Genomic DNA, 16,772 nt, shown 5'->3' on the forward strand with positions numbered 1-16,772 from the left:
TCGCCTTGAGTTCTTAGCGGTCACTCGAGATGATCTAACAGAGCGGCTGTAGCCCGGGCTTCTTCCATCTTCTCACCAACGATGCGATGCATTTCACCACCTATTTTCATAGCAAGAATTTGATAGAAAAAGATGATCTCTGACAAATCTGTCTGAGAGAACTTAATACGATCCCCCTCCGCGTAATCACGCTTTCGAACTACTTCCTCGACACTTAGCTGCGATCCAATATCTTCTTGACGAGTTTTTAAACTGCGATCTAGTGGAAGAACCGAGCGGCGACCATTTTGATCAATTTTTACCATGTCGCGACCGGGCCAACGAACTGCCATTGTTGATCTGCCATCAACCATTCCCCGTCTAGTAACCGTGCCACTGTCGTGCGCGAGACAGTTTCGCGCATTGCCCAAACTACGCAAGTAACCGGACTCATCCTCATGCTTGGCCGACTGCTGGCCAACCTTTGCGTAGAACTGTTCGTGAACGTTCCATGTGTTCGCGCGATTGGGCTTTCGATGGTCTCTTAGGGTCTTGTCTCGAAGAAAACTCTCAAGATCGGTGAGTGTATCGAGCGCAGATACGACGTAACGATGATAGCTCTGATCGATTTCCATCAGCCCTTGACCGATTGCCCACTGCGTGAATTCAGTTTGATAGCGCTTTCGATCAGCAGGTGGGACCGAGTCTGGCACACCGACGTCCAGAATTATAGGCCCATTTAGCCTCACGGACTTTAGAGGAGCGACCTCCGAGGTGTGGAAAGCATAGCCAAGAAAGACGGTCACGCGGCGCAGGGCCTCCTTCATCGGGGCCTCGAAAATGGCTAGGTCAACATGAAGACCGGTCTTTCCATCCGGGCCCGTAGTCTGAGTCAAAATTGATGACATACTATATCTCAGGATGTTGTTGAGTCTCGTTTATTATCATATTGCCCCGAACAACCCCCTCACAGCAGATCTTCCTCCTCACCCGTCACATCGACCCCCATGGCTTCCAGCCCAGCCTCAAGGTTCTCGGCCAGATGCGGCATGCCGGTCAGGTAGCTGGCCGTGGGGGTGGTGGCCTGGGTATAGGCGGTGGTCAGCGCCTCGGCGAAATCCTCCGGCTCGAACGCGCCGCGCCCGACCCAGGCAAGGGCGGTCAGGTGGGCCTTTTCATCCTCGTTCAGGTTTTCGATGAAGGCGTGCAACTCGGCCGCGGCGACCGGGCCTTCGCGGTGCTGAAAAATGATCTGAACAACTTTGGACGCGCTGATCTGCAACATGGCGGTTCCCCCTGTGGCCCATGCTGCGCCGATGTGGCACCATGTGCAAGGTCAGGCAACACCTGCCGGCAGGAAAACCGGGTGTCGCGGGCACCTGTCAGTCAGGCACCCGCGTCATGCTGTTTGCCATACGTCAGCCATACCCGGGCCATACGCGCATCATATGCTGTTCACTCTGCCGCTTCGGCGTAGCTTTCCACCGGCGGGCAGGTGCAGATCAGGTTGCGGTCGCCATAGACATTGTCGACCCGGCCCACCGGCGGCCAGTATTTGTCCACCCGGAACGCCCCCGGCGGAAAGCACCCGGCCTCGCGGCTGTATTTGCGGTCCCAGTCCGCCACAAGGTCGTTGACCGTATGGGGTGCGTGGCGCAAGGGGCTGTCTTCGCAGGATATTTCCCCGTTTTCCACCGCGCGAATTTCCTCGCGGATCGCCAGAAGCGCTGTGATGAAGCGGTCAATCTCGGCCTTGGTCTCGCTCTCGGTGGGTTCCACCATCAACGTGCCCGACACCGGCCAGCTCATCGTGGGCGCATGAAAACCGTTGTCAATCAACCGCTTGGCGATATCATCGACGGTGACGCCCACCTCGGCAAAGGGGCGGGTGTCAAGGATGCATTCATGCGCCACCCGCCCCTTGTTGCCCATGAACAAGATGGGGTAGGCCCCCGCCACCCGCGCCGCGATATAGTTCGCGTTCAAAATTGCCACGCGGGTCGCCTGCGTCAGCCCCTCGCCGCCCATCATCAGGCAATATGCCCATGAAATCAGCAGGATAGAGGCAGAGCCATAAGGTGCTGCCGACACCGGGCCTTCCTCGCCCCCGGTCTCGACATGGCCGGGCAAGTAGGGTGCCAGATGCGCGCCCACCCCGATCGGCCCCATGCCCGGCCCGCCGCCACCATGCGGGATGGCAAAGGTCTTGTGCAGGTTCAGGTGGCTGACATCGCCGCCGATCTTGCCGGGCTTGACCAGTCCGACCAGCGCATTCATGTTCGCGCCGTCGATATAGACCTGACCCCCGTGATCATGGGTGATCTGGCACACTTCGCGCACGGTTTCTTCAAACACACCATGGGTAGAGGGATAGGTGATCATGCAGGCGGCCAGACGGTCGCCTGCGGCAGCGGCCTTGGCGCGGAAATCTTCCACATCAATGTCGCCGTTGGGCGCGGTTTTCACCACCACCACCTCCATCCCCACCATCTGGGCCGATGCCGGGTTGGTGCCATGCGCCGAGGTGGGAATCAGGCAGACCTTACGCTGCGCATCACCGCGCGCGCGGTGATAGGCCTGAATGGTCAACAGCCCCGCATATTCGCCCTGCGCGCCCGAATTGGGCTGCATGGACATGGCGTCATAGCCGGTGATCTCGCACAGCTTGGCCGACAGATCGTCGATGGCTTCCTTGTAGCCAAGTGCCTGATCTGCCGGGGCAAACGGATGAAGGCTGCCGAACTCCGGCCAGGTGATCGGCATCATCTCGGCCGCCGCGTTCAGCTTCATCGTACACGACCCCAGCGGGATCATCGCCCGGTCCAGCGCCAGATCGCGGTCGGACAGGCGGCGCATGTAGCGCATCATTTCCGACTCCGCCCGGTTCATGTGGAACACCGGATGGGTCATAAATTCTGTCGTGCGCGCCATCGCTTCGGGGAAGCCCAGCTGCGCCCGGTGGGGCGGCACGCCCTCGATCCCAAAGGCGCGCAGGATGCGTTGCAGAACCCGTTCGTCGGTGGTTTCGTCCAAAGCGATGCCCACCCGATCTGTGCCGATCTTGCGGAAATTCAGCCCTTCGTGCCGGGCGGCGGCCAGGATGCCGGTCTGGCCCACGCCAACCTCGACCGTGATGGTGTCGAAGAACGCGGCGGGGGAAACCTTTGCCCCGGCGGCTTTGAGCGCGCGGGCCAGACGGTTGGTCAGGAAATGTACGCGTTCCGCAATGGCGCGCAGGCCAAGCGGACCGTGAAACACGGCATACATCGACGCCATCACCGCCAGCAGCGCCTGCGCGGTGCAGACGTTCGACGTGGCCTTTTCGCGGCGGATATGCTGCTCGCGGGTCTGCAGCGACAGGCGATAGGCCTTGTTGCCATGGCTGTCGATGGACACGCCCACGATGCGCCCCGGCATCGACCGTTTCAGATCATCGCGGCAGGACATGAAGGCGGCATGCGGCCCGCCATAGCCCATCGGCACGCCAAAGCGCTGCGCCGATCCGACGGCAATATCCGCCCCCATCGCGCCCGGTTCTTTCAGCATGCACAAGGCCAGAAGGTCGGTCGCCACGATAGCAAGCGCCTTAGCACCATGCAGGGCAGCGATCTGGTCGGTGAAGTCGGTCACATGGCCATAGGTGCCGGGATACTGGAAGATCGCGGCGAAAACGGCCGAGGGGTCCAGCTTGGCCGGATCGCCGATGATCACCTCGATCCCCAGCGGTTCTGCCCGGGTCTTGATCACGCCGATGGTCTGCGGGTGGCAGTTTCGGTCAACGAAAAAGCCGCGCGCCTTGGATTTGGCGCTGCGTTCGGCCATCGTCATCGCCTCGGCCGCCGCCGTCGCCTCGTCCAGCAGGGACGCGTTGGCCACCGGCAGGCCGGTCAGATCGGCCACCATGGTCTGATAATTCAGCAAAGCCTCAAGGCGCCCCTGAGCGATTTCGGGCTGATAGGGGGTATAGGCAGTATACCACGCCGGATTTTCCAGAATGTTGCGCTGAATCGCGGGCGGCGTCACCGTGCCGTAATACCCCTGCCCGATCAGGCTGGTCATCACCGTGTTGCGTTTGCCCACGGCGCGCATCTTGTCCAGCAGCTCGTGTTCGGCCAGCGGAGCCCATGACAAGGGCGTGTTCTGCCGGATCGACTTCGGCACCGTCTCGTCGATCAGCGCGTCCAGCGTGGGCACACCGACCGCTTTCAGCATCGCCTCCATCTCGGCGGGCGACGGGCCTATGTGGCGGCGGTTGGCGAAATCATAGGGGTCATAGGCGACGGGGGTATAGGTCATGGCTTGCCTGCGAATATCAGCGCGCGGGCGGGCGCGGGATAGCGCCCACCGTCTGTTATCAAAGCGGGGAAGGGTCAGCCGATGAAATCGGCGTATTCGTCTTCATCCATGTAGTCATCAAGGGCAGCCAGATCGTCGATCTTCATCTTGAAGAACCACGCCTCGCCGGTCGGGTCTTCGTTCACCAGCGCGGGTTTATCGACCAGCTTGGTGTTCACCTCGACAATTTCACCATCTAGCGGGGCCAGAATATCCGACGCGGCCTTGACGCTTTCGATCACGCAGACCTCATCGCCCTCGGCCACCATGGTTTCGGTTTCGGGCAGTTCCACGAACACCACATCGCCCAACTGGGTGGCGGCATGTTCGGTGATGCCGACGACGACCAGATCGCCCTCAACGCGCATCCATTCGTGTTCCTTGGTATATTTCATCGCAAAGCCTCAGCGTTTGTAGGTGGTGGGGTGGAAAGGAAGCGGGGTGACGGTGACGGCCATGCGCTTGCCGCGCACCTCGCCTTCCAGCGCCGTGCCGGGAGTGGCGTGGCTGGCCGCGACATACCCCATGGCGATGGGTGCCTGAACCGAAGGGCCAAAGCCGCCGGAGGTGACCTCACCCAAAGGCGTGCCGTCGGGGTCGAAGAGCTGTGTACCTTCGCGCATGGGCGCGCGGGTTTGCGGGGACAGGCCGACGCGCAGGCGTTCGGGGCCATGGTCCATCTCGCGCAGGATGCGGGCAGCCCCGGGAAAGTCGCCGGCGCGGGCCCCGCCGGTGCGGCGCACCTTCTGGATCGCCCAGGTCAGCCCGGCCTCTACTGGCGAGGTGGTGGTGTCGATGTCATGGCCATAGAGGCACAGCCCCGCCTCCAGCCGCAGAGAATCGCGTGCGCCAAGGCCGATGGGCATGACGCCTTCGGTGGACAGCAGCGCGCGGGCGAGGTCCATCGCGCCCGACTCGGGCACCGAAATCTCGAACCCGTCTTCGCCGGTATAGCCCGACCGGCTGACCCACATCGGGCCAAAGCCGGTGTCAAACACCCGCACATCCATGAAGCGCATCTCGGCCACGCCCGGCACCCATGCGGCAAGGGCGGCTTCGGCCATTGGCCCTTGCAGCGCCAGCAGCGCGCGGTCGGTGATGTGCTCGACCTCTGCCACGGCGGAGAGATGGGCGGTCATGTGGGCGACATCGGCCTCTTTGCAGGCGGCGTTGACCACAACAAACAGATGGTCGCCCCGGTTGGCGAACATCAGATCATCCAGAATGCCCCCCGTCTCATTGGTGAACAGGCCATAACGCTGGCGGCCTTCGGCCAACCCGGCCACATCGACCGGCATCAGCGCCTCGAACGCGGCGACCAGCGCGGCCATGTCCCCATGTGGACGCAGGATCACCTGTCCCATGTGGCTCACATCGAACAGCCCGGCGGCGGCCCGCGTGTGCAGATGTTCGGTCATCACTCCGGCGGGATATTGCACCGGCATGTCATAGCCAGCAAAGGGCACCATCTTGCCGCCCAGCGACACATGCAGATCGTGCAGGACAAGCCGTTTCAAGTCAGACTGTGCAAGGTCGGTCATTCCGCCCCCTTTTCTTCCGCCGGACAAGACATTCCGGCACCGTTCGGACAGACTGATCCCTGTCCTGCGATGCCCCCTCTGTCCTTGCCCGGGCCTTTCAGCCGGCGAGCGCCTGAGATCATTATCCCTTCGGCGGGCCGCCCCATCACAGGGCCAGCCACTCTCCAGAGTTCCGGTGCCAAGAACGGTCCCTTGCGCCTGAGAGTTTACCGGGGCGGTTGCTCCTTCGGCACCGGAGGCCCTGCTTGCGCGCGGCACCCGGATTCTCCCGAACCTGACAAGATTGATCTAGCGCGGCCCCGCGCCCGCTGGCAAGGGGGAAAACGGAAACGACCTGTCGAGTAGCAAATACGACCGATATGCCGCCTAAGCCCTGTGCGGATCGCCGGTGGTGTTGCCGTGCTGGTCGATCACCCGGAACACCAGCAAAAGCGAGACGATGCCAAAGATCACCCCACCGGCGGCCTGCCCGATCAGCACGCCTTCGGCCCCCCAGACCCCGGCAAACCACAAGGCAAAGGGGATGGTGCCAAGCGTATGGCGGCCCCAGTTCAGCAGGGTCGACAGGAAGGGACGGCCAAGGTTGTTGCAGGCGGCATTCGAGATGAACAGCAACCCGTTGAAAAAGAACAGCAGGGCCAGCGGCCCGCAGAACAGGAAGACCAGATCCCGGGTCACCCCTTCGGCATGGAACAGATCGGCAGTCGGCCCGCGCAAGCCAAACAGCACCAGCGTGACCAGACTGATCACCACGGCCGTAAAGATCACCGAATCCCAGACAGTGCGCCGCACCCGGTCCATCCGCCCCGCCCCGGCGTTCTGACCGACAATCGGCCCGACGGCACCGGCAAGCGCAAAGATCACCCCAAGCGCCACCGGCGTCAGCCGCCCGGTGATTGCCATGCCCGCCACCGCCGCCTCGCCATAAGGGGCGATCATCCGGGTGACAAAGGCCTGCCCTACAGGGGTTGCCACCTGCGTCAGCACGGCCGATCCGGCAATGCCCGCCATGGCCCGGATGTCCTCGGCCAGACCGGCAGCGGTCACCCGGGTGAACCCGCCATGGCGCCGCCACAGCGGCCAAATTGCCATGCCGGCAATCACCAGCCGCGACAGGTTGGCAGCCCACGCCGCACCCGGCAGGCCCCAGCCAAAGCCGAAGATCAGGATCGGGTCGGCAATGGCCAGCACCACAGCGCCCCAGACCGTCACCATCATCGCCCTCCGGGCATCGCCATGGCTGCGCAGGACACCTGCCCCGGTGATGCCAAGCATCAGAAAGGGCTGCCCCAGCATCGACAGGCTCAGGTAGTGCACGGTCGCCTCGGCGGTCGGGCCCGTGGCCCCGAGCAGGCCCACAATCGGCCCCAACAGCACCCAGACCACGGCGGTAAACCCGATCCCCAGCCCCAGCCCCAACATCAGCCCGTTGGTCGCCCGCCGCCGCGCCAGCATCACATCACGCTGCCCCAGCGCCCGCGCCACCACCGCCGAGACCGCGATGGAGATGCCGATGCCGAAACTGGTGGTAAAGAACAGGACCGCCCCGGCATAGCCCACGGCGGCGGTGGCCACCGGGTCCTGTAGCCACGAGATGTACAGGATATTGATCAGATCGACGCTGAAAATTGCCATCAGCCCGACAGAAGAGGTCAGCGACATGACCACCACATGCCGCATCAGATTGCCGGTTACAAACCGTGGTGCCGCCCCTGCTGTCCCGACCGCCGCACCTACACCGCCGCTCATTCCCGCACCGTTCTTATTTATTCCTCTGTACTTAAATAGTCTGGGGTCCGGGGGCATTGTCCCCGGGGCCAGCATCAACCACGCCCTTTGCGCCTAGCGTTCCGTCAGCTTCAGCTCGATCCGCCGGTTTTGCTGCCGGGCGGATTCCGTGTCGCCCATCACCACCGGGCGGTACTCTCCGAACCCGGTTGCGGCAAGCCTGTCAGGCGGGAAGCCCAGCCCGTCCTGCATGAAGCGCACCACCGACAGTGCGCGCGCCTGGCTCAGCTCCCAGTTGTCGGCAAAGGCCCCAAACCCGGACAGCGGCACGTTGTCGGTGTGGCCATCAACACGGATGATCCAGTCGATCCCATCCGGAATCTCGGCCCGCACCTCGTTGAGGATTTCGACCACCCCCGCAATCTGCGCGCGGCCTTCGGGGGCCAGATCGGCGGCGCCGGCCTGAAACAGCACCTCGCTGGAAAACACAAACCGGTCGCCCACCACCCGAACGCCTTCGCGCCCGGCAAGCAGGCGGCTCAGTTGGCCGAAAAATTCGCTGCGGAAGCGTTCAAGATCGGCGTTTTCCGCCTCCAGTCGCAGGCGTTCCGCTTCTTCCAACGCGGCGCGGCGGCGTTGTTCGGAAGCCACCTGCGCCAGGGCTGCATTGAGCTGTGTCCCCAGCGCATCAAGCTGCACCTGTGCGGAAGCGTCTTTCTCCTGCGCTTCATTCAGCACCGCCTGCAAACTGCCCAACTGGCCACGCAAGGCCGCAAGCTGTTCGTTCAGCAGGGCCACGCGCTGCGCTTCGGCAATCGTCGCGGCCTCTTGTTCGGTCAGCGCCCGCTCTGCCGCCGCCAAGGCCGCCGCGCGCTGATCCACAGTCTGCGCCGCCTGCGCCGCCTTGGTCTGCGCGGCGGCAAGCAGCAGCAGGGTTTCCTCGGCCCGCTTGCGCTGTTCTTCCAGCGCCAAAGTCATCGCGGCCATCGCCTCATTCGACCCTTCCATCCGCGCCCGCAATGCCTCCAGCGCAGCAGCATCCACCAGCCGCGCGGCTTCGGCCTCGGAAACAGCGGTCTGCGCGGCTGTCAGCGCCGCCGCATCTTCGGTCACCTTGGACCGCAGATCGGCAACCAGCGCTTCCAGTGCCTCACGCTGGGCAGCGGCAAGGCGCGCCGCTTCGGCCTCTGCATCAACCTCTTCCCGCGCCCGCGCCAAGGCCAGTTGCAGCGCGTCACGTTCAGTCAGAAGGGTGGCGCGCGCGGCTTCCACTTCCTCGTTGCTCACCTTCAGGTCTGCCACCTGCCCGCGCGCAGCATCCCGTTCCGCCAGCAGGGTTGCGACCTGCGCTTCGAAACTTGCCACGCGCGCCTGCGCCGTCTGCAAATCCGCCTCGGCCATCGCCAGCCGCCCCGTCAGCCCGGCCACAAGCGCCGCCTGCCGCGCGCCTTCAGCCTCGCTTGCGGCAAGGTCAGACCGCAGGGTGCCCACCTCGGTCTGCAGGTCACCGACCCGCACCCGCTCCAGCCCCAGCGCATCGGCCAAGGCGGCGATCTGATCGGTCAACGAATTCAGCTCACCATCCTGCGTGCTGATGGTTTCCTGCAGCACCGACTGCATGACGGTAAAGATCGTCAGAACAAACATCAGCACCATCACCAGCGTGGTAACGGCATCGACGAAACCCGGCCAGATGATCGACGCGTCCCGCCGCCGCGACAGGCCCATGGCTTACCGCCCCACACCCGTGCGTGACAATTGCCGGACCGCCGCCGTCAGTGCCGAAATCTCGCCGCGCAGATCGGCCACGCTTTCTTGCCGCCCGGCGGATATTTCTTCTAGAATGCGCAGCATCTGCACGTCAATCGACCGCAGCCGCATCCGGGTTTCGGCGTCGGATTGTGTGCCACCCTCGGCCCCGGTCAGCGCCGTGATCAGCCGCTCCTGCCCTTCGGCGATGCGTTCCAGCGCCGCCGTCTGACCAGTGTCTTCCCCCATCCGCTGCGTCAGCGCACCAATGGCCAGCGACAGATCGGCGACACGCTGGTCAAAGGCATCGCGGCTGGCATCCGATTGCGCCTGAAGCCCCTGCAGGCCTTCCATCTGGCTGACCAGCTGGTCCAGTACCAAGGCCACAGCGCCGCCGTCAGCGTCGCCATCTGCCTCGCCGCTGGAATAGCCCAGACGGGTGATCGACGACAGCCACTCTTCCAACTCGCGGTAAAAGCGGTTCTGGCCGTGGCCCGCGAACAGTTCAAGCAAACCCACCACCAGCGACCCGGCCAACCCCAGCAGCGAGGATGAAAACGCCGTGCCCATGCCGCCAAGCTGTGCTTCCAAGCCCCCCATCAGCTTGGCAAACACCGCCGTGCCATCCTCGCCCGGCTGGGGCGATAGGGACCGGATGGTTTCCACGATCGCCGGAACGGATGTCGCCAGCCCATAAAACGTGCCCAGAAGGCCCAGAAAGATCAACAGGTTGGTCAGATAGCGCGTGATATCGCGCGCCTCGTCTATCCGCGTGGCCACCGATTCAAGGATGGACCGCGAGCTGGAAGAGGAGATTTGCATCTGCTGCCCGCGCGCGCGCAACAAGGATGCCAGCGGTGCCAGCAAGCGCGGTGCCCGGTGGGTTTCGGCCGCCGGGCCGTGGCGGACAAAGTCCTCGATCCAGCTGACCGACTGGATCAGGATCAGCACCTGCCAGAAGCAGGTGAACACACCCAGCACAAAGATAAAGGCGATAAAACCGTTCAGCCACAGGTTCGACCGGAACACCTCGGCCACCTGTCCATGGATCAGCCATGCGCCCGCTGCCACCAGACCGATGATCACCAGCATTGTCACAATCTGCTGAATCGGCTGAGTAAATGTCGCAACCCTGCGCTCTCGCACAGCGCGGCGATCTCCGGTTCTTTCCCCGGCTTTGGTCTGTTGCATCAGACGCTGCCCGCCCGTTTGTTCTGCCCTATGGGCATAGGTTACGCCACGAAAGCCTTGGTGCCAAAGAAATTCTCCGTGTTTTTAGGGTGTCTTTAACCAATCAGCGCACGGACCCGGCCTGCCAGCCATTCCAGTTCCGGGTCGGAAATCCCAAGCTCAGCCAGATGTGCGGCTGTCGACCACAGGTAATCGCGGTTCGGCCCACGCCCACCCGCAGCACGTGCGATGATCTGCGCCTGATCCTCCAACGCGATGCCGCCGCAATATTGCCAGTGGTCAGGATCGATCACATAGACCAGCGCCGTGCAGCGCCCGCCCTCCGGCCAATCTGCCTGCACCTGTGTTTCCAGATAGGCCGACGATATCAGCTCGCGCTCGCGCAACAGGGCCAGCGTGTCCGCTTCGGCCCCCGAGGTTACGCGGAAGGTGACTCCGTCGCAATGATGCCCAGCTGCGGCATCCAGCGCCAGAACCAGCCCGGGGTCGGCTTCACTGCCGCGATGATGGATCGACCGCATGCAGAATGACCGCCGCCACCCCTGTACCCGGGCGATGCGCGTCTCTGCCACCGGAAATTCCGGGTTCCAGATCAGCGATCCATAGCCAAAGACCCACATTGTCTCGGTCAAGTGACTGGCCCTCCCTGCATCCTGCCTCTAAACAACAGCTTTTGATGAATGAAAAGGGCCGATGATGCGCGCATTGCTTTGGATCGCTACCGCGTTGGTCGTGCTGTGGTCAGGTTACTGGTTTGTCGGCAAATCCACCGTCGAACGCGGCTTCGAGGCGTTTGTCTTGGCCGCCCCCGGCAACGGGCTGACGGTGTCGCAAACGGGTTACCGCGTGGCGGGCTTTCCCAACCGGTTTGACCTGACACTGACCGAGCCGCGCGTGACGGATCAGCGCAGCGAGATCCGCTGGGAGGCACCGTTTGTGCAGGTCTTCTCGCTCAGCTACCGCCCCTGGCATGTGATCGCCGCCTTTGCGCCAGAACAGGTGATCCGCACCCCGGCCGAAGACATCACTTTGCAGTCGGAAAAGCTGCAGGCCAGTGTGGTGGTGTCGCCCAGCAGCGCATTGACACTGGACCGCACGACCTTTGTGGGCGATGCCATCCGTGCCTCGTCCAGCCTTGGCTGGATGCTTGCGGCCGACACGCTGCGCTTTGCCACCCGCAGCGATCCCAGCCAGACCAATGCCTATGACATCGGGCTGGAAGTGTTGGGCCTGTCGCCAGACCCCGCGCTTGCCGCCCGCATGCCGGATCTGCCTCCGCAGATTGCCTTTGCCCGGATTGATGCGAATGCCACCCTATCGGCCCCGCTCGACCGTTTTGCCGCCGGGTCCCGGCCCGGCCTGACCGCGCTGTCGCTGCGCGAGGCTGTGCTGACATGGGGCGATCTGTCGCTGTCGGCGAAGGGCGACCTGCAGGTAATCAACGGGTTGCCTGAGGGCCGGATCGCGCTGCGCGCCACCGGTTGGCGCAATCTGGTTGTGCTGGCCACCAGCATGGGGCTGATCACGCCAGAATTCGCGCCGACCCTGACCAACATGATGCAAGCGGTGGCGGGCAGTTCGGGCGACCCTGAGGTGCTGGAAATGCCGCTGATCTTTGCGGCAGGTCAGATGCTGCTGGGCCCGCTGCCGCTGGGGCCGGCCCCCCGGCTGAATTGACGTTGGCTAACGGCAGTACGTGCTGCCGCGCTGCGCGGTGTCAAAATGCAGATGGTCTTCGTGCATGCCATCCGACCCGGGGCCAAGCGTTGTGGTAAATATCCCGCAGGCCGCCTTGTGGGCTTTGCGCATTTTGCTATCAAAGTTCCGCAGCACTGGCTGGGTCTTGCCGTTCGAAAAGGTAAAACCGGAAATGTCGATGGCCCGGCCCCGGCCGTGTTCGCTGACCTTGGCCCCGGCACGATGGTTGCGGGTGCGGCAGACGTAATGCCCGGCAACCTGCAACTGCACGACGCGGCCCTTGCCATAGGCCGGCTCGACTCCCCGTTCGATCCATGTCTTCAGGGCGCGGGCGGTGTCGCAATCTACCGTCGCCGCCTGGCTAAGCCGCACCCCCGCCACGCTGGTGATCCGAACCGGGTCGGCAATGCCGCATCCCTGCACACGCGAGGCTATGGGAGCAAGCGCCTCACCCTTGATCGACGGATCGCCACAGACCGCGCCCTTGCGGGACACCACGCCCTGCTTGCCCGGAGCCAGCGGTGCTACCCTCGCCGCGACCTGTTGCTGTCGTCCCAGCCCATCGGGCCGCTTTGACGGGCGCAGCAGGCCGAACAACCCTATCCGTTCCGGCGGCACCGCTACCGCAGTGGCAACCGTCTGAGGCGCAACCGCCGCAACCGGAACCGCCGCAACAAACTCTGTTCCAAGTCCTGCAGGTCTCGGCATGGGCCGCAAGGACCGCGCCATGGCCGGGCGTGCCGCTGTCTGAGCCGTCACCCTGATCGTTTGCGCATCGGTCACAGCCACCATTCCGGGCCGGGCCAGCGGGCGCGGTGAGGTGCCGGGCGCGTCGGCAAGGGCGACGCCTGTCGCGACCAAAGCCATCACCGCCGCCATCACCGCCTGTCGCATCAGCCTTTGCCCTTTTCTCCGCCCTGCGGAACCCGTCCGAAATCTGGAGCCGCAGTATCCTGCCCTGCTTCGATAATGCCACGCCTGATGGCGCGGGTGCGGGTGAAATAGGCGTGAAGATGCTCACCATCCCCCATGCGGATGGCGCGCTGTAGGGTGAACAGCTCTTCGGTGAAGCGACCAAGAATATCCAGCACCGCATCCTTGTTGGTCAGGAACACGTCTCGCCACATCACCGGATCGCTGGCAGCAATCCGGGTCAGGTCGCGGAAGCCGCCCGCCGAGTATTTGATGACTTCCGAATTCGACACCCGCCGCATGTGTTCGGCCACGCCGACCATGGTATAGGCAATCAGGTGCGGCGTATGGCTGGTCACGGCCAGCACAAGGTCGTGGTGGGCCACGTCCATCTCATCAACATTGGCCCCCATGCCTTCGCACAAGGCGCGCAACCGGGCCACCGCCGCGCGGTCCGCGCCGTCCAGCGGGGTCAGCAGCCACCAGCGGTTCTGGAACAACGTGGCAAAGCCGGAGCGCGGGCCGGAATGTTCGGTGCCCGCGATCGGGTGGCCGGGAATGAAATGAACGCCGCCGGGCATGTGGGGGGCCACAGCCTCGACCACCGCGCCCTTGACCGACCCCACATCGGTGACCGTGGCCCCGGGGGCCAGATGCGGCCCGATTTCGGCACCAATATCGCCCATCACGCCGACCGGCACACAAAGCACCACCAGATCCGCACCCTGCACTGCCTCGGCGGCCGTGGTATAAACAGCGTCGCACAACCCGATCTGCAGGGCGATGTCCCGGGTCTCGGCAGATTTGGCGTGGCCCACAATCTGTTCCGCCAGCCCGTATTGCCGCATCGCATGCGCCATGGACGATGCGATCAGCCCCAGCCCGATCAGCGCGACCCGCTGGTACAGCACCGTCATTTCAGCCCCTTGAACTGCCCCACCGCATGCGCAATGCGGCGGCAACCCGCCTCGTCGCCCACGGTGATGCGCAGGCATTGCGGCAGCTTGTAGCTGGCCACCCGCCGCACGATCAGCCCCTGCGACTGCAGGAACGTATCGCAGGCCTCAGCCTCGTCGACACTGGCAAAACGGGCCAGCACAAAATTCGCCATGCTGGTATCGGATGGCACACCCACCTCGGCCAAAGCTTCGGCCAGCCAGTGCCGCATCCGCGCATTTTCCGACCGGCACTTGTTGACCCATTCCTGATCGCGCATTGCCGCCTCGGCCACTTCCAGCTGGGTCGTCGACAGGTTGAAAGGCCCGCGGATGCGGTTGAGCACATCAATGATGTGCTTTGGCCCATAGCCCCAGCCGATGCGCAGCCCGCCAAGTCCGTAGATCTTGGAGAAGGTCCGCGTCATGAACACGTTTTCGCGCGCACCGGCCAGACCCGACCCGCCGTCATAGCCATCAACATATTCGGCATAGGCCCCGTCGATCACCAGAATGGCCTGCGGCGGAAGCCCCGCCGCCAGCCGCTCCATCTCGGCGGGCGAGATCATGGTGCCGGTCGGGTTGTTGGGGTTGGCGATGAACACCAGCTTGGTGCGCTTGTTGCAGGCGCGCAGGATGGCATCGACATCGGCCATGCGCTCGCGCTCGGGCACTTCCACCGGGGTGGCCCCGACCGACAGCGCCGAAATGCGGTACATCAGAAAGCCGTGCTCGGTGAACACCACCTCATCCTTGGGCCCGGCATAGGCCTGGCACAGGAAGGTGATGATCTCATCCGAGCCAACGCCGCAGATGATCTGCTCCGGGTCCAGCCCGTGCACGTCGCCGATCGCCTGCCGCAGGGCGGCGTGATCTGTGCCCGGATAGCGGTGCAACGTGTGAACCGTTTTGCCAAACACCTCTTTCGCCCGGTCGCCGGGGCCAAAGGGGTTTTCATTGGACGACAGCTTCAGCGCATTGGACATGCCCGGAAGATGCGCCTTGCCGCCTTCGTAAAGCGCAATGTCCAGTATGCCGGGCTGCGGTCGAATGGTGTCGTGCATGGTGGCCTCCAACTCACCAGCGGGTTCTAGCGGGCAAGGGGCGGTTAGACCAGTGCGATTATGGGACGCAGGACGGGGCAGACCATCCCTATTTGCTGGCGTAGGATTTGGCCTGCAGCCAATCCATCACCGCCAACAGCACACCCGAGACCACAAAGGTCAGATGGATCACCACCAGCCAGAACAACTCGGTCTCGCCAAATTTGGCAGCTGCCACCGATTCCCCGATTTCCATGAAACGCTTGAGCAGATGAATGCCGGAAATTGCCACGATGCTGGCCACCAGCTTCATCTTGAGCCCACCGAAATCGACTTTTCCCATCCAGTCGGGACGGTCCTGACCGGCATCGAAATCGAACTTCGACACGAAATTTTCGTAACCGGAAAAGATGACAATCAACAGCAGATTGGCCGCCAGCGTCAGGTCGATCAGCGTCAGACAGACCAGAATGACCTCTTCCGCCGTCATGCTCATCACCTGCGGCACATAATAGGCCAGATCGCGCAGGAAAATGACCATCAGCATGCCAAGGCTGACCACAAGGCCCAGATACATCGGTGCCATCAGCCAGCGGCTGGCAAACAATCCTGCCTCGAAACGTCCTTCCAATGTCTTGCGGTCCATGTTGCCTACCGGATCCTCACTGAGATTTCCCTGCTTCGATAGCGCAGGTCAGGCGTCAAGCATAGACCCGGCACAATGGCCCCGGCACCCCAGGTCTGTGCAAAGCAAAAAGGGCCGCCCGAACGGACAGCCCCTTGTAAAAATTCTGCTAATCTGCGCGACAGATCAGTTCTTTGCGTAGTATTCCACGACCAGGTTCGGTTCCATCACGACCGGATACGGCACATCGCCCAGACCCGGGGTGCGCACGAAGGTTGCCACCAGTTTGTTGTGGTCCACTTCCAGATAGTCGGGCACGTCACGCTCGGACGACTGCACGGCTTCCAGAATGATCGCCAGCTGGCGCGACTTTTCACGGACCGAGATCACGTCGCCTTCGGACACGCGATAGGACGCGATGTTCACCCGCTTGCCGTTCACCTGCACGTGGCCGTGGTTTACGAACTGACGGGCGGCAAAGATCGTTGGCACCAGCTTGGCGCGGTAGACCACGGCATCCAGACGACGCTCCAGCAGACCGATCAGCATCTCACCGGTATCGCCGCGCACGCGTTCTGCTTCGCCATAGATCTTGCGGAACTGCTTTTCGGTCAGGTCACCGTAGTAACCCTTCAGCTTTTGCTTGGCGCGCAGCTGGGTGCCGAAATCCGACAGTTTGTTCTTGCGGCGCTGACCGTGCTGGCCCGGGCCATATTCGCGCTTGTTGACCGGCGATTTGGCGCGACCCCAGATATTCTCGCCCATGCGGCGGTCAATTTTGTACTTGGCAGACGTGCGTTTGGTCACGGCTGATCTCCTTCGTTCGATATGAAGGGCGTTGTCCTTTGACCCGAAGGTCCGACAGGCATCCCCTTGCGGGGTCCACCAACACCAATGAAAAGCCCCGGAGGATATCCACCGGGACAGAGCGCGCTTATACGCGGCAGAACCACAGTGTCAACAGCAGCCCCTCATCAGTTCCCAAATATCCTTGGAAGGAGGGGAGCAGACAGCCCCCCTGCAACCTTGGCGCGAG

Annotated in this window: 15 protein-coding genes and 1 riboswitch; of the genes, 1 reads left to right on the forward strand and 14 read right to left on the reverse strand. The window is 63.2% G+C overall.

Annotation, left to right across the window (positions count from 1 at the left end; all coding sequences use genetic code 11):
* Positions 1 to 20 precede the first annotated feature (20 nt).
* The 9 genes from EEB11_RS06245 to EEB11_RS06285 form a co-directional block, all read right to left on the reverse strand.
* Positions 21 to 806 carry a hypothetical protein gene (locus EEB11_RS06245; protein ID WP_135429554.1) on the reverse strand — a complete coding sequence of 262 codons (786 nt, stop codon included), beginning with the start codon at positions 804 to 806 and terminating at the stop codon, positions 21 to 23.
* A 140-nt stretch (positions 807 to 946) separates the two neighbouring features.
* Positions 947 to 1,264, reverse strand: a complete 318-nt coding sequence (locus EEB11_RS06250) for a DUF3775 domain-containing protein (RefSeq protein ID WP_135429555.1) — start codon at positions 1,262 to 1,264, stop codon at positions 947 to 949.
* 170 nt (positions 1,265 to 1,434) lie between these two features.
* Entirely contained in the window at positions 1,435 to 4,275 is a 2,841-nt protein-coding gene (gene gcvP, locus EEB11_RS06255; RefSeq protein WP_135429556.1) for an aminomethyl-transferring glycine dehydrogenase, read from the reverse strand.
* A 74-nt stretch (positions 4,276 to 4,349) separates the two neighbouring features.
* Complete coding sequence (gene gcvH, locus EEB11_RS06260; protein WP_100197238.1) at positions 4,350 to 4,709, reverse strand: glycine cleavage system protein GcvH; 360 nt, start codon at positions 4,707 to 4,709, stop codon at positions 4,350 to 4,352.
* A gap of 9 nt (positions 4,710 to 4,718) precedes the next feature.
* Positions 4,719 to 5,855, reverse strand: coding sequence for a glycine cleavage system aminomethyltransferase GcvT (gcvT, locus tag EEB11_RS06265; protein ID WP_135429557.1), 1,137 nt, complete (start codon positions 5,853 to 5,855; stop codon positions 4,719 to 4,721).
* A gap of 175 nt (positions 5,856 to 6,030) precedes the next feature.
* Positions 6,031 to 6,136: riboswitch (glycine riboswitch) on the reverse strand.
* Positions 6,137 to 6,221: 85 nt separating this feature from the next.
* Positions 6,222 to 7,604, reverse strand: coding sequence for an MATE family efflux transporter (locus tag EEB11_RS06270; RefSeq protein WP_135429558.1), 1,383 nt, complete (start codon positions 7,602 to 7,604; stop codon positions 6,222 to 6,224).
* Positions 7,605 to 7,697: 93 nt separating this feature from the next.
* Positions 7,698 to 9,311 (reverse strand): peptidoglycan -binding protein, encoded by a 1,614-nt coding sequence (locus tag EEB11_RS06275; RefSeq protein WP_135429559.1) that lies wholly within the window; start codon positions 9,309 to 9,311, stop codon positions 7,698 to 7,700.
* Positions 9,312 to 9,314: 3 nt separating this feature from the next.
* The gene (locus EEB11_RS06280) at positions 9,315 to 10,424 is read right to left on the reverse strand and encodes a biopolymer transporter ExbB (RefSeq protein WP_245298789.1); all 1,110 of its coding nucleotides are present in this window, start codon (positions 10,422 to 10,424) and stop codon (positions 9,315 to 9,317) included.
* A 194-nt stretch (positions 10,425 to 10,618) separates the two neighbouring features.
* A complete protein-coding gene (locus EEB11_RS06285) occupies positions 10,619 to 11,143 on the reverse strand; it encodes a gamma-glutamylcyclotransferase (RefSeq protein WP_167852681.1) in 525 nt (174 codons plus the stop codon).
* A gap of 76 nt (positions 11,144 to 11,219) precedes the next feature.
* Between EEB11_RS06285 and EEB11_RS06290 the strand changes: the two genes are divergently transcribed.
* Positions 11,220 to 12,200: a DUF2125 domain-containing protein gene (locus EEB11_RS06290; RefSeq protein WP_167852672.1), complete on the forward strand. Its 981-nt coding sequence runs from the start codon at positions 11,220 to 11,222 to the stop codon at positions 12,198 to 12,200.
* 6 nt (positions 12,201 to 12,206) lie between these two features.
* On the opposite strand, the gene EEB11_RS06295 is transcribed toward EEB11_RS06290, so the two are convergent.
* The 5 genes from EEB11_RS06295 to rpsD form a co-directional block, all read right to left on the reverse strand.
* Positions 12,207 to 13,115, reverse strand: coding sequence for an extensin-like domain-containing protein (locus tag EEB11_RS06295; RefSeq protein ID WP_135429562.1), 909 nt, complete (start codon positions 13,113 to 13,115; stop codon positions 12,207 to 12,209).
* A complete protein-coding gene (locus EEB11_RS06300) occupies positions 13,115 to 14,050 on the reverse strand; it encodes a prephenate/arogenate dehydrogenase family protein (protein WP_135429563.1) in 936 nt (311 codons plus the stop codon). The genes EEB11_RS06295 and EEB11_RS06300 overlap by 1 nt, the downstream gene beginning before the upstream one ends.
* Entirely contained in the window at positions 14,047 to 15,132 is a 1,086-nt protein-coding gene (hisC, locus tag EEB11_RS06305) for a histidinol-phosphate transaminase (protein ID WP_135429564.1), read from the reverse strand. The genes EEB11_RS06300 and hisC overlap by 4 nt, the downstream gene beginning before the upstream one ends.
* 88 nt (positions 15,133 to 15,220) lie before the next feature.
* A complete protein-coding gene (locus tag EEB11_RS06310) occupies positions 15,221 to 15,757 on the reverse strand; it encodes a TIGR00645 family protein (protein ID WP_135429565.1) in 537 nt (178 codons plus the stop codon).
* 165 nt (positions 15,758 to 15,922) lie between these two features.
* The gene (gene rpsD, locus EEB11_RS06315; protein ID WP_135429566.1) at positions 15,923 to 16,543 is read right to left on the reverse strand and encodes a 30S ribosomal protein S4; all 621 of its coding nucleotides are present in this window, start codon (positions 16,541 to 16,543) and stop codon (positions 15,923 to 15,925) included.
* Positions 16,544 to 16,772: the final 229 nt, after the last annotated feature.

This window comes from Pseudotabrizicola sediminis, assembly GCF_004745575.1.
Lineage (GTDB): Bacteria > Pseudomonadota > Alphaproteobacteria > Rhodobacterales > Rhodobacteraceae > Pseudotabrizicola > Pseudotabrizicola sediminis.